The following is a 13,724-nucleotide window of genomic DNA, read 5'->3' on the forward strand; positions in this document are numbered from 1 at the left end:
GTAAGTGATACTGGGGGAATGATCGAGAACGACGAGACGCGCAGCCGGCTACCCGATCCACTTCCCGCACACGTTCGTCGGGAGCAAGCACAGCAACTCGTTGACGAACGCGGGTTTGTGCGGGTGAGCGAGCTGCGCAGCGCCTTTGGCATTTCCGGTGTGACCGCCAGGGCCGACCTCGATGCCCTCGAGCTTCAAGGCGGCGTGCGGCGAGTACACGGCGGAGCGGTGCCGGCCCAGTCCACGGGTGCGGGTCAACGGGCCGAACGTGAGCCCTCGTTCGAGGAGGCGCTCGGAGCATCCGTTGTTCCCAAACAGCAGATTGCCCAGATCGCGGCTGCCCTCGTGCAGAGCGGGCAGAGCGTGATTCTTGACGTCGGCACGACAACCCACGCCATCGCCCGCGCCCTGGTTGCGCGAGAAGACCTGCACGACGTGGTCATCATCACCAATGGGCTCAGCATCGCCCTCGAACTGGAAAATGCCATCCCCCGATTTACCGTGATCGTCACCGGCGGGTCGCTGCGGCCGCTGCAGCACTCCCTGGTCGATCCGCTCGCCGGCCTGGTGCTGAGCCAGATTCACGCGGACCTGGCCTTTATTGGTTGCAACGGCGTCGATCTGGACGGCGGCGTGACCAACATCAACCTCCCAGAGGCGGGGGTCAAGGCGCTCATGCTCGCCGCGGCGGAGCGGGTGATCGTCGTGGCTGATCGTTCCAAGCTCGGCCAGGTGCACCTCGGTCGGGTCGGCCCGCTGAGCGCCTTCCACACCCTGATCACCGATGCCGCTGCCGACGCTGGAGCACTGAAAGCGCTGCGCGAGGGCGGGCTCAGCGTTTTGCTCGCCCAAGCGGCGCAGCCGCGGCCATAGGCTGATCGGATGCGCGCACCCACCGGAATCCAATATGACCTGACCCTGCAGACACCGAGCGGAACGGCCCGAGCGGTCGTGACGGAGGTGGCGGCCGGTCTGCGGTCATATTCCGTGAATGGCATAGACCTGGTCGAGACCTTCGACGAGTTCGTGCAGCCACCGATGGCAGCCGGAATCGTCCTCGTGCCCTGGCCCAACCGCATTCGTGACGGTCAGTGGACTCAGAACGGCATCAAACGTCAACTGGCGCTCACCGAGCCGACCCGGCAGAACGCCATCCACGGGCTGCTGCGTTTTGCCGCCTATTGTGAGCTGTCCCGGCAGAGCGACTCGGTGACGCTCGGCGCCACCGTCTTCCCCCAGTCCGGCTATCCGTTCCACCTCGAGACCGAGGTGACTTACGCCCTCACCGCCGACGGTCTGAACGTGACGCACCGGGTGACCAACGTTGGCGCCGAGGCCGCGCCGGTGGCCGTGGGGGCGCATCCGTATCTGAAAATTGGCGACGTGCCGACCGGCGACCTCGTCGTGAGAGTGGATGCCGCGACCCACCTCGACGTCGACGACCGCCTCAACCCGACCGGCGAGACCCCGGTCGACGACACCCGGTTTGACCTTCGCGCGGGCATCGCGGTCGGCGACCTCGATCTTGACGACGGGTTTGGCGGGGTTGGAAGTGCTGGCGAACACACCCTCACCGCAGCGGATGGCCGCCGGGTCACCCTCTGGGGCGACGAGAACATGCGCTACGTGCAGGTGTTCACACCGCGCATCTTTCCGGTGAGCACCGCCGGCGCCGAGCCGATTCGCGGCCAGGCGATCGCCATCGAACCCATGACGGCACCCGCCGATGCCTTCAATTCCGGTGCGGGCCTGCACTGGCTGGAGCCGGGGGAGCAGTGGGTCGTGCGCTGGGGCATCCGTCCTACCGGGTTTGACCTGTCGGCCTAACGCCGCTCAGCCACGACAACCAACTCGGCGAGCACTTGACGCACGGAGGCGCGGGCGAGTGCCTCCGGGCGGCTCAGGACATCGATCTGCCGGCCTACGCGCAGATCGCGAAACGGCACCAGCACCACACCGTCACCCTCGCGGGGCGCCATCGTGTACCGCGGCAGCAGCGCAATCGCCGCTCCGGTCGCCACGACCGAGGTCGCCACGAAGAACTCGTTGATGCGGTGCACGATGCGCAGCGGCTGTCCGGCCGCGGCGGCGACCACGTTCACCGCCTCGGCGAGCGGGAACCCGACGTGCCCGGTGACCCAGGGTTCCTGGCGAATATCGTCGACCGTCACGGACGCCCTTTCGGCGAGCGGATGCCCGACCGGCACGGCGACATCCAGCGGCTCGAACATCAGCGGCGTGACCGCGACCGTGCTCGGCCAGTGCGGATCGTGCGGAACCCGGTGCGCAATGACCAGGTCATAGTCGGCGACCAGGCCGGCAAAGCGTTCGCGCGGCACATCCTCGTCGCCGCAGACGACGGTCGGACCGCCCCGTTCCTGCAGGCGATTGAGCAGCGGGGCGAACCAGGCGAGGCCGGCACTGTGGAAGGCGCTCACGGTCACGGGCAGGCCGGCGTCGTTCTGAAACCGCGCGACGGCCTCATCGGCCCGGGCCATGGCCGTCGATACCTCGGCGGCCGCGCCCGCCAAAGCCACCCCGGCCGGGGTCAACCCGAGTACCCGACCGCGCTTTTCGGTGAGTGGAACGCCAGCTCGCCGCTGCAGTGCGGTGAGTTGCTGCGACACCGCCGACGACGAGACGTGCAGCGCCCGGGCCACCGCGGCGACACTTCCCCGCTCGCCGAGCTCCCGCAATACGGCCAGCTGACGCAATTCCATAAGATCAGGCTAAAGCATCCGTTCAAAAATTGGCACCTAGACTTAACGGATGCCAGCCAGCAGCATTGCCATATGACCACGACGCTGACCTACAGCCCAGACTCGGCGCGCTCTATCGTGCGCGCGTCTGCTGACCCGTTCCGCTGCTCGCCACCAGCGTGCACCGGATGACTGGCACGCAGCTCCGGGACAGCCCGGCCCGCGGCACGCTGCTGCCGCACGCGCTCGGGCGGTACCGCGTCGACCTCGTGCTGCTGCTCGTGGCCGCCGTCTGGGGTGGCAGCTATCTGAGTGCGAAGGTGCTCACCGAGCAGGCGAGCGTGTCGGCCGTGCTCGCCCTGCGGTTTCTGGTGGCGGCCCTGGCCCTGCTGATCGTCTGGGTCGTGCGGCGCGAACGGCTTCCAACGCGGCGAGCGCTCGGGCTCGGGCTGCTCCTCGGGGTGACGCAGGCGAGCATCCTCTGGCTGGAAACCCAGGGAGTCGCGTTCACCTCCGCCACGAATGCCGGGCTCATCATCAGCCTCACCATCATCGTCACACCGGTGCTGGAGTCGGTCGCGGCCCGGCGCTGGCTGCCGCGCCCGTTCTTTGTGGCCGCAGTGCTCGCGGTCGTCGGCGTCGCCCTGCTGGTCTCGGGCAACGGATTCGCCGAGCCGAATGTGGGCGACTTGCTCATTCTGGCGGCGGCACTCGTGCGATCCCTGCACGTGACCATGATGGGCCACCTCACTCGCGGCCGGAGCGACAGCACCATCACGCTCACCCTGCTACAGGCGCTCGTCGGCGCGGTCGTGTTCACGGCATTCGACGTTGCCGGACTGGTCGCGGCGATTTCGACTTTTGATGTAGCCGCCTGGATCGGCGTGCTCTACCTGGGCCTGGCCTGCAGCGTGTTCGCGTTTCTGGCCCAGATGTGGGCAATTCGCCGCACCTCGGCGGCCAGGGCCAGCCTGCTTATGGGCACCGAACCGATCTGGGCGGTGCTCGTGGGAGTGTCGCTCGGCAGCGAAACACTCGGCCTGGTAGGCGCTATCGGGGCGATCCTCATTATTGCCGGAACCTTCTGGGGCCAGCGCATCGAGGCCGGTCACCGGATGAGTCTGGGCCGCCTGGGATAGCCGCGCTCGCCGAGCCGTGAGTTTCGGCCCGACGAGCTCACCGAGCCGTGAGTTTCGGCCCGATTCTGGCTCAAATCTGCCTGAATCTCACGGCTCGATGACTGAAACTCACGGCTCGGTGAGTGGATGCGCGGGCATCCACTGGTCGAGACCGCTAGCCGACCGATCCGGCCGGTTAGCGCTATTGCTCGCGTACGCTCGACTCCGGCCGTAGGTCGAGGCGACGCAGCAGTTGCGCGTTGAGCGCGACGACCACGGTGGACACCGACATGAGCAGCGCGCCGATCTCCATCGGCAGCACGAACCCGATCGGCGCGAGCACTCCGGCGGCGAGCGGAACCGAGAGCAGGTTGTAGCCCGCCGCCCACCACAGGTTCTGCTTCATCTTGCGGTAGCTCGCCCGCGACAGCTCGATCACCGAGAGCACCGAGCGCGGGTCGTCGCTCGCCAGAATGACGCCGGCCGACGCGATCGCCACGTCGGTGCCGGCGCCGATCGCGATACCGACATCGGCCTGGGCGAGCGCTGGAGCGTCGTTGACGCCGTCGCCGACCATCGCCACGCGGCGGCCCTCGTGCTGCAACTCGGTAACCTTGCGCGCCTTGTCCTCCGGGTGCACGCCCGCGAACACCCGGTCTATTCCGAGCTCGGCGGCCACCGACCGGGCCACCGCCTCGGCATCGCCCGTGATCATGACGACCTCGATGCCCTGCCGGTGCAGGGCGTCAACGGCTTGCCGTGATTCCTCGCGAATCTCGTCGGCGAGGCCGATCGCACCGATGACTTCACCGTCCCGCAGCACGTGCAGAATGATCGCACCCTGATTCTGCCACGCCTCGGTCTCGGCCAGCGGCGCCGCCCCGTGCTCATCGAGCATATTCGGCCCGCCGACACCGATCCGACGCCCGTCGACCAGGCCGGTCACGCCGACCGCCGCGGCAGTCTGAAACTCGCTCGCACGCGGCACGGTTAGCCCGCGGGTGCGCGCCGCCGAGACAATGGCGCGGGCAAGCGGATGCTCACTGTCACCTTCAACCGCGGCCGCCCAGGCGAGCACCTCGTCCGCGGTGATCGGAACCGAAGCCGCGGCATCCGCTTGAATGACGGCGAGGTGGCTGACCGTGGGCTCGCCCTTGGTGAGCGTGCCGGTTTTGTCGAACAGCACCGAAGTGACCTGGCGCATGCTCTCGAGGGCGAGGCGGTCCTTGATCAGCACGCCGCCCTTCGCGGCGCGTTCGGTGGCGATCGACACCACGAGTGGAATCGCCAGCCCGAGGGCGTGCGGGCAGGCGATCACGAGCACGGTGATGGTGCGCACCACGGCATCCTGCGGCTGGCCGAGCGCGGTCCACACGATCGCGGTGATCACTCCGGCGCCGAGCGCGAACCAGAACAGCCAGCCGGCTGCCCGATCGGCGATGCGCTGCGCCCGCGACGACGAGCCCTGCGCTTCGGTGACGAGTCGCTGGATTCCGGCCAGCGCGGTGTCATCGCCGACCGCGGTCACGCGCACCCGCAGGGCGGAATCGGTCGCGACCGTGCCCGCCACGACCTGGTCGCCGACAGTGCGCTGCACCGGGCGTGATTCGCCGGTGATCATGGACTCGTCGACGTCGGCCGTGCCCTCAGTGATCTCTCCGTCGGCCGGCACGCGCCCGCCGGGCCGCACCACGACGAGGTCGCCGAGCACCAGATCGCTCGGCGAGACCACCACAATGGCGTCGCCCTCAACTCGCTCTGCCTCATCCGGCAGCAGCGCGGCGAGCGATTCCAGGGCAGTGGTTGTCTGCGCGAGCGACCGCATCTCGATCCAGTGGCCGAGCAGCATAATCACGATCAGCAGGGCGAGTTCCCACCAGAAGTCGAGCTCGGAATCGATGAGGCCGAGGCTCGCGCCCCAGGACGCGAGGAACGCGACCGTGATCGCGAGGGCGATCAGCAGCATCATGCCCGGCTTGCGGGCCTTCAGCTCGGAAAAAGCCCCGGTGAGAAATGGGCGGCCGCCCCAGACGTACATGACGGTGCCGAGTACGGGGGAGATCCAGCTGACGCCCACCACGTTCGGCAACGCGTAGCCGACGAACATCGAAAACATGTGGCTGAATCCGACCACGGGCACAGCGAACACGAGCATGGTCCAGAACAGGCGCCGAAACTGCCCGACGTGGTCGCCGTGCCCGGCGTGGTTCATGGCGCCGTGGTCCATGGCGCCGTGGTCCATGGCGGAATGGTCCATCGCGGAGTGCTCGGGACTTGTGATTGTGCCGTGGTGCTCGTTGGGGTTCGTCATAGTTTCCTTGGTACTGAATCGATCGATACCCCCTTAGGGTATCCCTAAAGTTGCGCTCACGCATCCGCTGTGCGCCGCCTCACCGAGCCGTGAGTTTCGAGTCCCTGGATTGGTCAAATCGGGTAGGACTCACGGGTCGTTGCACGAAACTCACGCTTCGGCGAGCGGATGCCGCGGCCAACCACGCCAGAACCCAGGACCCGGGTTCGCCCCGAAGATTCCGTGGCACGCCGCATCCAAATGTGCGCACACCGCACCACACAATCCGGCAGGCTTGACCCATGGCCCAGATCGAAACGGCACCACCCGTTGAATCCCCGCAGGACACCGCCCGCAGCACCGCGCTCACCAGCATGAAGCGGCTCGCCGGCGGGCTGCTCGTGCTCATGGCGCTCATCTTCACGGTCTCGTTCGCCCTGCAGGAACGCTACCCCTGGCTCGAATACGTGCGCGCCGCGGCCGAGGGCGGCATGGTCGGCGCCATCGCCGACTGGTTCGCCGTCACCGCCCTGTTTCGCTACCCGCTCGGCCTACGCATTCCGCACACCAACATCATCGCCAACCGCAAGGACGAGATCGGCGCGAGCCTCGGCGAGTTCGTCGAGACCAACTTTCTCTCCGAGGCGGTTATCCGCGGCAAGCTCGAATCCGTGCACCCTTCCCGCCGCCTCGGCGCGTGGCTCAGTGACGAGAAAAACGCCGAAAAGCTCACCGACGAACTCGCCGTGGCCGGCCAGGGGCTGCTCAACCTGCTCGGCGACGACGCCATCAAGAACCTCATCGAGTCCGTCGCCCGCGAACATCTGGTCAAGCCCGAGTGGGGCCCGAGTCTCGGACGGGTGGGTGAGCGCCTCGTGACCAGTGGGCAGCAGCACGCGGCCGTCGACCTGCTGCTCGACCGCGCCGACGGCTGGCTGCGCGCTCACCCCGAAGCATTCGGCCGCGTGGTGTCGCAGCGGCTGCCCACCTGGCTGCCCGGATTCGTCGACAAACTCGTCGACGACAAGGCCTACCGCGAGGTGCTCGCCTTCGTCGCGTCCGCCCGACAGGACCGGCAGCATCCGGTGCGACAAGCCCTCGACGACTACCTCAGCGAGGTCATGCACGACTTGCAGTACGAGCCGACCATGATCAACCGGGTCGAAACCCTCAAGGCCGAGGTGCTCGACAACGCCAAACTGCGCGAGTTCGCCGGCGACACCTGGGCGGCGGTCAAGGCCTCACTCACCGAGGCACTCCAGGACCCGGCCAGCGCGCTGCGGGTCGGCATCCGTTCGACGCTCGAAGACGTCGGCCGACGACTGACAACGGATGCCGCGCTCGGCTCCCGCATCGACCGCTGGCTCGCCGACACGGCCAGCTATGTCGTGGCCAACTATCGCCATGAGATCGCCGGGGTGATCACCGAAACCGTGGAGCGCTGGCCCGCCGCTGAGACCGCCGCGAAGATCGAATTGCAGGTCGGCCGCGACCTGCAGTTCATTCGCATCAACGGAACCGTCGTCGGCGCCCTCGCCGGTCTGGTTATTTTCACGCTGGCCCACGCGGTGGCAGCCCTGCTCTGAGACCGCCAATTGGCTGAAAATCGTAGACTTGATAGGTGGGTTTCACGCATTCGGGGCAGAATGAAGTTTTGTCCTGTTCCGAAAGGCCCCCATGCACGACCTCGTCCGGTGGGCCCTTCTCCCGGTGATGCGCATTTGGACGGCATCCGCTGAACGGGCGGACCGCCACCTGCCTCGCCCGAGCGATGCCCCGCAGGCCCACGCCCCCGGTATCGACAGCGACCGCGTGCTGATCCTCGGCTGCGGTCCCGCGGTCGGCTGGGGGGTGCTCAGCCATCAGCTCGCCCTGCCCGGCTCGCTCGCCCGCGAACTCTCGGTACGCACCGGGCGCGGCGTCGACATCGACCTCCTGGCCAGCCGTACCATGACCGCCGAGAATGCGCTGACGGCGCTTGCGGACACCCGGCTCGGCCGTTTCGACGCGGTCGTCGTCATCCTCGGCCTCAACGAAGCGCTCGCCCTGACCAGCGTCACCGAATGGCGCGAGCGGTTGACCGCGCTGCTCCAGGAGCTGGAACGCGAGACGTCACGCAGTACCGAGATATTTCTGCTCGGGATTCCGCCCGTTCACAGCATCGAGATCTTCCGACGTCCGCTCGTGCGCATCGCCGATTGCTCGGCCACCGACTTGAACGCGGTCACCGCACGGCTGGCCGCCGGAGCCCCGCGCACCACGTTCGTACCGTTCTCGCCGTCAGCGACGGTCGAAACCGACCGGCACCGCACCCCCGCCGACTACCGCGATTGGGCCGTGCTCCTGGCCGACGCCCTGGCCGACAGCCTCGACTCCGCGCGTGTCGGCATCGTGCCTCCCACCGATCCGCGTCAAACGGATGCAGCCGGCCAGGAACGCGCCCGGCAGGCGGCCGTTGATGGCCTGGCCATTCTCGATACCCCGCCAGAGGCCCGGTTCGACCAACTGGTTGTCCTGGCTCAGCGGCTCTTCGGCACCGAATCAGCGGTGATCAGTGTTATCGATCGCGACCGTCAGTGGCACAAGGCCCGGGTCGGGCTCGCCGCCACGGAGATTCCGCGCGCCGATTCCTTCTGTGCACGCACCATTGAGGGGACCGGTGCTCTCGTTGTCGAGGACGCGCGAACAGATGGCAGGTTCAGCGGCAGCCCGCTCGTGGTGAATGAGCCGCGCATCCGCTTTTATGCCGGGTTCCCCATCGAATCACCCTCGGGGGAGCGCATCGGCGCCCTGTGCGTGTTCGACCCCCAGCCGCGGACGCTCGCCGAAGTCGACCAGGTGCTGTTGCGCGAGCTCGCGCTACTCGTGCAGCGCGAACTGCGGGTGCCGTCGGTCTTCGGCTGACCTCGAGCGAGCGGCCGCATGCGGTAGGCGAGTACGAGTTTGGCCGGTGTCGGCGACGTCGGTGCCTTCGCTGTTGCTATCGGCACCCAGGACGATAAGCTCGCGGCGTGAGCGACTCCTTACGGCGCAGACTGCGCGCCCTGCCCGACTTTCCCGACCTGCTGCCCGCTTTCGATCCGTCCAGCGCACCGGCCGACCCGGTCGACCTGTTTCTGCAGTGGCTCGATCACGCGCTCGCCGCGGGCGTGCCGCAGCCCCACGCCTTCAGCCTCGCGACTTCGACCCCCGATGGCCGGGTGTCGTCGCGCATGCTCATTTTGAAGAACGTTGACGGCGGGGCCTGGCAGTTCGCGAGCACGCGCGGTTCCCGCAAGGGACGCGAGCTCGCCGCCAACCCCCAGGCGGCGATGAACTTCTACTGGCCGGCTCTCGGGCGGCAGGTGCGCGTTGTCGGAGCGGTCTCGCTGCTGACGGCCGAGGCATCCGCTGTGGACTGGGAAGAGCGGCCAGGAGCCGATGGTCGGGCCAATCCCGACTGGCAGCTCTACGCCCTGCACCCCACCGAGGTCGAATTCTGGCAGGCCAGCCCGGATCGCCGTCATATCCGCCACCGCTACGACCTCTGAAAGCCGCCCTAAGGCATCCGCTGGCCTCGTCGGTCTCGGTTGCGGTGGCTAATTCAGGACAGCCGGTCGCGCAGTCGTGGCTGGGCCAGCAATACAGCGGGCGTGAGTGTGCCGTGGCGGCGGATTTCCTGAAGTAGCCACCTAGCGGCCCACTAACCGCAGGCAAACGGGCGGCGGAAACACAAAATGCGCACCGAATCCAGCGGATTCAGTGCGCATTTGCCGCGCCACCTGCGCGATCATTGTGGGCCCCGTCGGGCTCGAACCGACGACCCAAGGATTAAAAGTCCTTTGCTCTACCAACTGAGCTAGAGGCCCGTAGGTTCTAATCTACCGTGGATTCGCGCTCAGCTTTTCTGGGTAGCGTTGAGGGCAGCAAAAACCAGCCATCTAAACCCGAAGGAGAACCCGCCGTGGCCGACAACTTTCACAAGCCCACCCTGTTCTCCGGGAACAAATTCGAGGCATTCCAGGGCGGCGATGACCCGGCGAACATCAGCCGCGTCGCGCACGAGACCGCGCAGGCCCTGCTCAACCGGGTGCGCAGCCACCCCGACCCGGCGACGGTCGAGCGCCTCGTCGCCTACACCGACGAAAACGGCATCGACGCGGTCGCCGAGCTGTGGTCGCGGGCCACTCCCCGTAGTCTGCCCGGCGCACTCTGGCGCATCTACCTCGTCCGCATGCTGATTCGGCAGGACCCTGAGGGCTGTGCGTACCTGTACCAGCGGGGAACGGATGCTGCCGCCACGATCGATCCGCTCGTCGCGGGTGCCGCGGTGCCGACGGGTCCGGCCGAGATCATCGTGCTCGCCGATGAGATTCTGCGCGGCCTGTTCACGGGAGATTTCGCTGTGGCGCTCGATCGCGGCGCGGCGTATTGCCGGGTCACCGCACTCGGCGCCACGAGCATCGCCGACGACCTCGAGCTGACCGAGCCGCACCGCTCCTCGGAATTGACGACCCGAGCCCTGCGGTTCTCCACGACCGCCGCCGAATTCGCGGCCTGCGCGCGCCTCTGGCGCCGCGACTCCCTGGAGTAGTGCCCGCCCTTGTTTTTACCGGGCCCGGGCCCGGAATGTGGGCCCATGATCTATCGTGGGCCCGCTTCCGTAGGGTGGGCCCGGAGGCCTGCCCCGCGCAACCCGAAAATCCCCTGTGCGCCGACGGCGAACATTCGACGCCGGCCGCCCGGCTCGAATACACTGGATTCTGGTCGGGCCGCAGTAATCCCGGGTTCCATTATTCGCCGCTTCGAGCGGCCTCGCGCCGAGAGGTGCTCTGCGGCCCGGCCTTCTGCATTCCCGCGGCGGGCGCGATGAGACCGGCCGCCGGCATCCGTTTCGAAGCTTATTTCGCGTCATGACCAATCTGTTAGCGACTTCGCACCGAACCCTAGTCATGGAACGGGACGAGACCTGACATGCTAGATCTCATGACAGCTGATTCCGCCGGAGATCTTGCATCGGCAGCCCCTGCCACCAAGGAGGAGCTGCTCGCTCGAGTAGCGCTCGGCGACCAATCGGCCTTCGGAGAGCTGTATGACCAGATCGCCCCGCGGGTGCTTGGCCTGGTCAAGCGTCTGCTCATCGACCACGCGCAGTCGGAGGAAGTGACCCAGGAGATTTTTCTGGAGATCTGGCAGTCGGCCACGCGGTACGAACCTACGCGTGGCGGGGCGAGTACCTGGATCCTCACCATGGCACACCGGCGAGCGGTCGACCGAATTCGGTCGTCGCAGGCCGGCCGTGACCGCGATACCAAAATCGGAATCCGTGACCTGGCCGTTGCCTACGATCACGTGGCCGAAACCGTTGAAGTACGAATCGAACATGAAAGGGTGGAGAAGGCGATGACTCGATTGACTCAGCTGCAGCGTCAGGCAGTGAGCCTCGCGTATTACGGCGGGTTCAGTCACAGCGAGGTCGCCGACATGCTCCACATCCCGTTGGGTACCGTGAAAACACGGCTCCGCGACGGACTGATCCGCCTCCGCGACGAAATGGGCGTGGCATCATGACCGGCCGCAACGAGCAGCACCCGGCCGACCTCGCCGGCGCCTACGCCCTGCACGCCCTCGACGCCGACGACACGGCCGCGTTCGAAGCGCACCTGGCCGAATCCGAGCGGGCCCGCATCGAGTCGGCCGAGTTGAACGACACCGCGGTGGCCCTCGGCCTCGCCGTGGCACCGGTCCAGCCCTCGAGCGCGCTCAAGGCCAACCTCATGTCGATGCTCGCGTCGACCCCGCAACTCGCGCCACTGCCGCGCGCCGCTGGCCCCGCCACAACGGATGCTGCCGCCTCCGCTTCCGAGACGACTCCCGTCGTTCCCCCGGTCACGTCCGGGACGGCACCGTCCGCGACGACTGCAGCCTCGCCCGCTACGCCGCCGTCCTCCGGCAGCGCACCCGGTGATGCGCCCCGCCCACACCTTTCGTCGGCGACCGAGCGTGCCGAGGCGCGCTGGTTCAAGCGGCCGGCGCGGTATCTGCTGGCCGCTGCGGCGGCGGGAGCCCTGTTCGTCGGCGGATCCTTGTTCGGCCAGACCCTCAACAACTACCAATTTGAGTCGCAGCAGGCCGCCGGGCTCGCCCAGATCAACGCGGCCGATGACTCCCAGCGTGCCGCGACGACCACGGCCGAGGGGCAGGAAGCGACGCTGGTCTGGTCGAACACCCTCGGAATCTCCGCCGTGCTCGTTGACGACCTGCCCGCGCTGCCCAGCGATCAGGACTATCAACTCTGGTACATCAACGGTGACGGCCCGGCCTCGGCCGGAACCTTCGACTCGACCGGCAACGGCACCGCCTGGCGCGTGCTCGACGGTACCATGCACGCCGGCGATCAGGTCGGGATCACCGTCGAACCCAACGGTGGGTCCGACCAGCCCACGAGCACCCCGATCGTCGCGTTCCAGAGTTAGCGGTCTCGCCGCGGCCGCTCGTCGGTGAGGGGTCGCAGAATGTCCTAATTCTGGCTTCCACACGGCCCCTCATTGGGCAGCGGCCGGAGACGCGCCGCACGCGCCCTGATGAGCGCGAAGTAGGCTCGGGGCATGAGACTGCCCTTCACGCTGCTGATCGACCCCGTCCCCGCCGATTCGGTGCAGCAGAACTTCGACGACACGTTCCACGAGATGGAATCCAGCGCCCCGGCCCTGCGGGTCGGCGAACTGAGCACGCAGCGTGGCGACGGAATCTTCGAGACCCTCGCTGTCGTCGACGGTCACCCGCAGGAGGTTGAGCCGCACATCAGTCGGCTGCGCAACTCCGCCCTCATCTGCGATCTCCCGGTTCCGAATGCCGAGCAGTGGCGCGCCGCGATCGCCTACGCTGTCGCCCGCGTTCCGCAGCGCGGTGAGATCGCGCTCAAGTTCGTGCTCAGCCGCGGTGTCGAGCACGGCCCGGCACCGACCGCCTGGCTGCACGCGGTCGCCGCGGCGGACTTCAGTGCCGTGCGCGCGACCGGCGTGCGCGTCGTGACCCTCGACCGCGGCTACCCGCGTGGGGTCGCCGAGAAGGCCCCCTGGCTGCTGATGGGCGCCAAAACCCTCAGCTACGCGGTGAACATGGCCGCTATTCGCGAGGCCCACCGCCGCGGCGCCGACGACACCATCTTTCTCACCACCGACGGCTTCGTCATGGAAGGCCCGACCTCGAGCGTCGTGCTGCGCAGCAACGGTGCATACGTCACGCCCGCCCCGAGCGGCGCGATTCTGCACGGAACCACGCAGCAGAGCATGTTCGAGTATCTGAGCGGGCAGGGTGCTTCCGTCGAATACCGCGACGTCACGCTCGATGAACTTCGTCAAGCGGATGCCGCCTGGCTTGTCTCCAGCGTGCGCCTCGCCGTATCCGTGGTCGCCCTGGACGGCGAGCCGTTCCCGGCCGACCAGCCGGTGACCGACGCCCTGAACTCGTACCTGCTGGCGCGGACCGCGTAGGGCCAGCCGGGGCATCCGCTTGTCAGCAGAATGGCGGCGGGCGGCGACCTCGCCGGTGCCGCTGGGCCACTGGGCAAACCAACCGGGCGGGACTACATTGTGGACGAAGAAATGCGTTGCCCCGAGCGGAAGAGGGGGCACG

Annotated in this window: 12 protein-coding genes and 1 tRNA gene; 10 read left to right on the forward strand and 3 right to left on the reverse strand. The window is 67.5% G+C overall.

Annotated elements, in window-relative coordinates:
• The first annotated feature begins 18 nt into the window (after positions 1 to 18).
• Both E3O45_RS00455 and E3O45_RS00460 read left to right on the forward strand, forming a co-directional pair.
• Positions 19 to 873: a DeoR/GlpR family DNA-binding transcription regulator gene (locus tag E3O45_RS00455; protein ID WP_134441065.1), complete on the forward strand. Its 855-nt coding sequence runs from the start codon at positions 19 to 21 to the stop codon at positions 871 to 873.
• A gap of 9 nt (positions 874 to 882) precedes the next feature.
• Complete coding sequence (locus tag E3O45_RS00460; RefSeq protein ID WP_134441066.1) at positions 883 to 1,827, forward strand: aldose 1-epimerase family protein; 945 nt, start codon at positions 883 to 885, stop codon at positions 1,825 to 1,827.
• On the opposite strand, the gene E3O45_RS00465 is transcribed toward E3O45_RS00460, so the two are convergent.
• Positions 1,824 to 2,720 carry a LysR family transcriptional regulator gene (locus E3O45_RS00465; RefSeq protein ID WP_134441067.1) on the reverse strand — a complete coding sequence of 299 codons (897 nt, stop codon included), beginning with the start codon at positions 2,718 to 2,720 and terminating at the stop codon, positions 1,824 to 1,826. The two genes, E3O45_RS00460 and E3O45_RS00465, sit on opposite strands and share 4 nt — an antisense overlap.
• A gap of 167 nt (positions 2,721 to 2,887) precedes the next feature.
• Here E3O45_RS00465 and E3O45_RS00470 point away from each other — a divergent pair, with 167 nt between their 5' ends.
• Complete coding sequence (locus E3O45_RS00470) at positions 2,888 to 3,838, forward strand: DMT family transporter (protein ID WP_134441068.1); 951 nt, start codon at positions 2,888 to 2,890, stop codon at positions 3,836 to 3,838.
• 181 nt (positions 3,839 to 4,019) lie between these two features.
• Here the strand turns inward: E3O45_RS00470 and E3O45_RS00475 are convergent, their stop codons facing one another.
• Positions 4,020 to 6,128, reverse strand: a complete 2,109-nt coding sequence (locus E3O45_RS00475; protein ID WP_134441069.1) for a heavy metal translocating P-type ATPase — start codon at positions 6,126 to 6,128, stop codon at positions 4,020 to 4,022.
• A gap of 281 nt (positions 6,129 to 6,409) precedes the next feature.
• On the opposite strand from E3O45_RS00475, the gene E3O45_RS00480 reads away from it, so the two are divergent.
• From E3O45_RS00480 to E3O45_RS00490, 3 genes are all read left to right on the forward strand, one after another.
• On the forward strand, positions 6,410 to 7,693 hold the full coding sequence (locus tag E3O45_RS00480; RefSeq protein WP_134441070.1) for a DUF445 domain-containing protein: 1,284 nt from the start codon (positions 6,410 to 6,412) through the stop codon (positions 7,691 to 7,693).
• Positions 7,694 to 7,784: 91 nt separating this feature from the next.
• Positions 7,785 to 9,011 carry a GAF domain-containing protein gene (locus E3O45_RS00485; protein WP_134441071.1) on the forward strand — a complete coding sequence of 409 codons (1,227 nt, stop codon included), beginning with the start codon at positions 7,785 to 7,787 and terminating at the stop codon, positions 9,009 to 9,011.
• Between the two features lie 107 nt (positions 9,012 to 9,118).
• On the forward strand, positions 9,119 to 9,637 hold the full coding sequence (locus E3O45_RS00490; RefSeq protein ID WP_134441072.1) for a pyridoxal 5'-phosphate synthase: 519 nt from the start codon (positions 9,119 to 9,121) through the stop codon (positions 9,635 to 9,637).
• A 245-nt stretch (positions 9,638 to 9,882) separates the two neighbouring features.
• Here E3O45_RS00490 and E3O45_RS00495 read toward each other — a convergent pair.
• Positions 9,883 to 9,955 (reverse strand) — tRNA-Lys (locus tag E3O45_RS00495).
• 95 nt (positions 9,956 to 10,050) lie between these two features.
• Between E3O45_RS00495 and E3O45_RS00500 the strand changes: the two genes are divergently transcribed.
• The 4 genes from E3O45_RS00500 (at position 10,051) to E3O45_RS00515 (ending at position 13,582) form a co-directional block, all read left to right on the forward strand.
• A complete protein-coding gene (locus E3O45_RS00500) occupies positions 10,051 to 10,680 on the forward strand; it encodes a DNA-directed RNA polymerase subunit beta (RefSeq protein ID WP_134441073.1) in 630 nt (209 codons plus the stop codon).
• Positions 10,681 to 11,072: 392 nt separating this feature from the next.
• Positions 11,073 to 11,657: a sigma-70 family RNA polymerase sigma factor gene (locus tag E3O45_RS00505; RefSeq protein WP_241985155.1), complete on the forward strand. Its 585-nt coding sequence runs from the start codon at positions 11,073 to 11,075 to the stop codon at positions 11,655 to 11,657.
• Entirely contained in the window at positions 11,654 to 12,562 is a 909-nt protein-coding gene (locus tag E3O45_RS00510; protein WP_134441075.1) for an anti-sigma factor, read from the forward strand. The genes E3O45_RS00505 and E3O45_RS00510 overlap by 4 nt, the downstream gene beginning before the upstream one ends.
• Positions 12,563 to 12,694: 132 nt before the next feature.
• On the forward strand, positions 12,695 to 13,582 hold the full coding sequence (locus E3O45_RS00515) for an aminodeoxychorismate lyase (protein WP_134441076.1): 888 nt from the start codon (positions 12,695 to 12,697) through the stop codon (positions 13,580 to 13,582).
• Positions 13,583 to 13,724 lie beyond the last annotated feature (142 nt).

Source organism: Cryobacterium sp. TMS1-20-1, from assembly GCF_004402355.1.
Taxonomy (GTDB): domain Bacteria; phylum Actinomycetota; class Actinomycetes; order Actinomycetales; family Microbacteriaceae; genus Cryobacterium; species Cryobacterium levicorallinum.

Bases quoted from the DNA above. Each gene is read 5' to 3' on its own strand.
- E3O45_RS00460 (WP_134441066.1), top strand. From the start codon at position 883: ATGCGCGCACCCACCGGAATCCAATATGACCTGACCCTGCAGACACCG.
- E3O45_RS00505 (WP_241985155.1), top strand. From the start codon at position 11,073: ATGACAGCTGATTCCGCCGGAGATCTTGCATCGGCAGCCCCTGCCACC.
- E3O45_RS00470 (WP_134441068.1), top strand. From the start codon at position 2,888: ATGACTGGCACGCAGCTCCGGGACAGCCCGGCCCGCGGCACGCTGCTG.
- E3O45_RS00510 (WP_134441075.1), top strand. From the start codon at position 11,654: ATGACCGGCCGCAACGAGCAGCACCCGGCCGACCTCGCCGGCGCCTAC.
- E3O45_RS00485 (WP_134441071.1), top strand. From the start codon at position 7,785: ATGCACGACCTCGTCCGGTGGGCCCTTCTCCCGGTGATGCGCATTTGG.
- E3O45_RS00515 (WP_134441076.1), top strand. From the start codon at position 12,695: ATGAGACTGCCCTTCACGCTGCTGATCGACCCCGTCCCCGCCGATTCG.
- E3O45_RS00465 (WP_134441067.1), bottom strand. From the start codon at position 2,720: ATGGAATTGCGTCAGCTGGCCGTATTGCGGGAGCTCGGCGAGCGGGGA.
- E3O45_RS00480 (WP_134441070.1), top strand. From the start codon at position 6,410: ATGGCCCAGATCGAAACGGCACCACCCGTTGAATCCCCGCAGGACACC.
- E3O45_RS00455 (WP_134441065.1), top strand. From the start codon at position 19: ATGATCGAGAACGACGAGACGCGCAGCCGGCTACCCGATCCACTTCCC.
- E3O45_RS00475 (WP_134441069.1), bottom strand. From the start codon at position 6,128: ATGACGAACCCCAACGAGCACCACGGCACAATCACAAGTCCCGAGCAC.